Annotated in this window: 2 protein-coding genes and 1 pseudogene; 2 read left to right on the top strand and 1 reads right to left on the bottom strand. The window is 61.2% G+C overall.

The window, feature by feature from the left end:
- Positions 1-523: 523 nt before the first annotated feature.
- Both CKO28_RS27115 and CKO28_RS29540 read left to right on the top strand, forming a co-directional pair.
- The gene (locus CKO28_RS27115; RefSeq protein WP_200344551.1) at positions 524-2,179 is read left to right on the top strand and encodes an electron transfer flavoprotein-ubiquinone oxidoreductase; all 1,656 of its coding nucleotides are present in this window, start codon (positions 524-526) and stop codon (positions 2,177-2,179) included.
- A 31-nt stretch (positions 2,180-2,210) separates the two neighbouring features.
- A pseudogene (locus CKO28_RS29540) lies at positions 2,211-2,915 on the top strand (N-6 DNA methylase); the annotation flags it as partial.
- A 21-nt stretch (positions 2,916-2,936) separates the two neighbouring features.
- Here CKO28_RS29540 and CKO28_RS29535 read toward each other — a convergent pair.
- Entirely contained in the window at positions 2,937-3,140 is a 204-nt protein-coding gene (locus CKO28_RS29535; protein WP_367575762.1) for a hypothetical protein, read from the bottom strand.
- Positions 3,141-3,178: the final 38 nt, after the last annotated feature.

The following is a 3,178-nucleotide window of genomic DNA, read 5'->3' as shown; positions in this document are numbered from 1 at the left end:
CGGGCGAGGGCCGCGCCGGGCGCCGCGGCCCTCGCCCGCCGCGCCGCCGGTGTCGGCCGTGTCGGCGGGCGTCTGGGACGCGTATCCGGTGTCGGCGGTGTCGGTCATGGCTGTCGTCCCCAAGGGCCCGGGCGTGTTGTCGTGAAAGGCGCGGAACCGGCGGCTTTCCGGGTGCCGCCTCTTATCGTTTATTATCCTGAGTCGGGCGTTTGCGCGGCTGTCGTTTCCGCGACGGGGAACGGCTGAATTGCGGCGCGGAAGGTGGCGCGGAAAGCCCCGCGATTCGCCGCACGCGCGGGATCGGTCGGGTGTGCTAGGTGGGCGTGCTAGGCCAGTGTCGGTTCCACGCGGGCGATGTTCGCTTTTCAAGGCGCCCATGCCCTTGGCGTCCCGCAGCCTCCGGCTAGCTGGACGGGAAGGCAGACGCGCGGTTAACTGTCGCGCGGTCGGAGCTTGCCCGGCCCTGAACCGGGCCCGTACGCCGGGCCCGCGGGCGCCTGGATGAGGACGAGGGATCGACGAGATGAGCGAACGTGAGGCGATGGAATACGACGTGGTGATCGTCGGGGCGGGCCCGTCCGGCCTGTCCGCCGCGATCCGGCTGCGTCAGCTCGCCGAGGAGAACGGCCAGGAGATCAGCGTCTGCGTCCTGGAGAAGGGCTCGGAGGTCGGCGCGCACATCCTGTCGGGTGCTGTGATCGAAAGCCGCGCGCTGGACGAGCTGATCCCGGACTGGAAGGACCAGGGCGCGCCGCTCAATACGCCGGTCAAGAACGAGAAGTTCCTGTACCTGACCGAGCGCGGCGGCTTCAGCGTGCCGGTCGGTTTGCTGCCCGCCCAGATGCAGAACCACGGCAACTACATCGTCTCGCTCGGCAACGTCACCCGCTGGCTGGGCGAGCGGGCGGAAGCCATGGGGGTCGAGATCTACCCCGGCTTCGCCGCGTCCGAGGTGCTGTTCGACGACCAGGACCGCGTGGTCGGCGTCGCCACCAACGAACTGGGCATCGCCGCCGACGGCAGCCACAAGGACAGCTACACCCCGTCGATCGAGCTGCGTGCCAAGTACACCGTCTTTTCCGAGGGCTGCCGCGGCTCGCTGTCCGAGCAGCTGGTCGCCAAGTACGGCCTGCGCGACTCCTCGGATCCGATGACCTACGGTATCGGCCTCAAGGAACTGTGGGAGGTCCCGGCCGACCAGCACGACGAAGGGCTGGTGATGCACACCTCCGGCTGGCCGATGGACGATGCCACCTGGGGCGGCTCGTTCATGTACCACCTGGAGAACAACCAGGTGTACGTCGGCTACGTGATCGGCCTGGACTACAAGAACCCCTATCTCTCGCCGTTCGACGAGTTCCAGCGGTTCAAGACCCACCCGAAGGTCCGGCCCTACCTGGAAGGCGGCAAGCGCGTGTCGTACGGCGCGCGCGCCCTCAACGAGGGCGGGCTGCAGTCGCTGCCCAAGATGCAGCTGCCGGGCGGCATCATCACCGGCTGCGCCGCCGGCACGCTGAACGTGCCCAAGATCAAGGGCAGCCACAATGCGATGAAGACCGGCATGCTGGCCGCCGAGAGCATCGCCGCGGTGCTCGCCGCGGGCGACCAAGGCCAGTCGACCCTGGACAGCTATCAGGAGAAGTTCGATGCCAGCTGGGTCAAGGAAGAGCTGCACACGGCGCGCAACGTCCGCCCGGCGGTCGCCAAGCTGGGCATGAAGCTGGGCACGCTGTACGCCGGCCTCGACCTCAAGCTGTTCGGCGGCAAGGCGCCCTGGACCTTCCACCACAAGCACGGCGACCACGAGACGCTGAAGCCCAAGGAGCAGATGCGCGAGATCGAATACCCCAAGCCCGACGGGGTGGTCTCGTTCGACAAGCTGTCCAGCGTCTACCTCGCCAACGTCTGGCACGACGAGGACCAGCCCAGCCACCTGCAGCTGAAGGACAGCCGGATGCCGGTGGAGCACAATCTGGAATGGTACGACGCGCCGGAGCAGCGCTACTGCCCGGCCAACGTCTACGAGATCGTGCGCGACAGCGACGGCTCCAACCCCAGGCTACAGATCAACTTCACCAACTGCGTCCACTGCAAGACCTGCGACATCAAGGACCCGACCCAGAACATCGTCTGGACCACCCCCGAAGGCGGCGGCGGTCCGAACTACCCGAATATGTGACGACGCGGTGATCACAAACCCGGCTAGTTCAATGACAAAACGTATCGATCTCAAACAGCGTGAACACAATAAATATCAACACGACGTGAGCCCAACGGCATATGCAGATCGCATAGGTGAAAAATATCTGGGCTCTCAATCTCGAATAAAACGAAAAAGCGCAGGACAGTATTTTACACCTGTCTACTTGGCGCGTCGTATGGCCGAGGCGTTAGAACTTACGTCCAAGGAACATGTATCCATTATGGACCCAGCCGCTGGAGTGGGCACTCTCCTTTGCGCGGCTGTCGAGCAGCTCGTTCAAGAAAAATCCGACATTCGAGAAATATCGCTCTATTCGTATGAAAAAGATGAGCGAATTATTCCTCTGCTCAATGATGTGCTCGTTAATTTAACCAATTGGGCGCTATACGAAAAAGGCGTGATCGTGCATACAAAAACTTTCCATAAAGATTTCCTTTCAATTTATGCGCGCATCATACTGTCAAACCAATATGACATGGTACCCGAAACCGACATCTGCCCAAATTTAGATGCTGTGATTTCGAATCCACCATATCAGAAACTAACTACGAAAACCCGGCCACCGTCCTGCAGTCCGAAAATGACACAGGGCTTTGGAAATGTGTATGCACTATTTATGTATATTTCGAGCTGCCTTGTCCGCGACGAGGGACGCCTCATTTTCCTTACGCCTCGTAGCTACACATCTGGACCGAATTTCAGATCATTCCGAAAAAACTTCTTCGCTATACCCCTAACCTTCCAAAATCCGAAAATCTTGGTGGGTTATGATGCGGAAGTTGTCGGACACCTGTTCCCTGAATGTCTGCCATTCTCTTGGAACAGTGTCTCGAAAGAACACCAGGATGGCGTCGGCGAATTGTTTCCGGGTGGGGTAATGACGGTTGTGCGTCACGCGCTGATGCATGACCGCCCATAATCGCTCGATCGGGTTCAAGTGCGGGCAATAGGGCGGGAGCTGGATCAGGTGGACGC

Origin of the sequence: Rhodovibrio sodomensis, assembly GCF_016583645.1 — a bacterium.
Lineage (GTDB): Bacteria > Pseudomonadota > Alphaproteobacteria > Kiloniellales > Rhodovibrionaceae > Rhodovibrio > Rhodovibrio sodomensis.
This window is presented reverse-complemented; position numbering and strand designations above follow the sequence as displayed.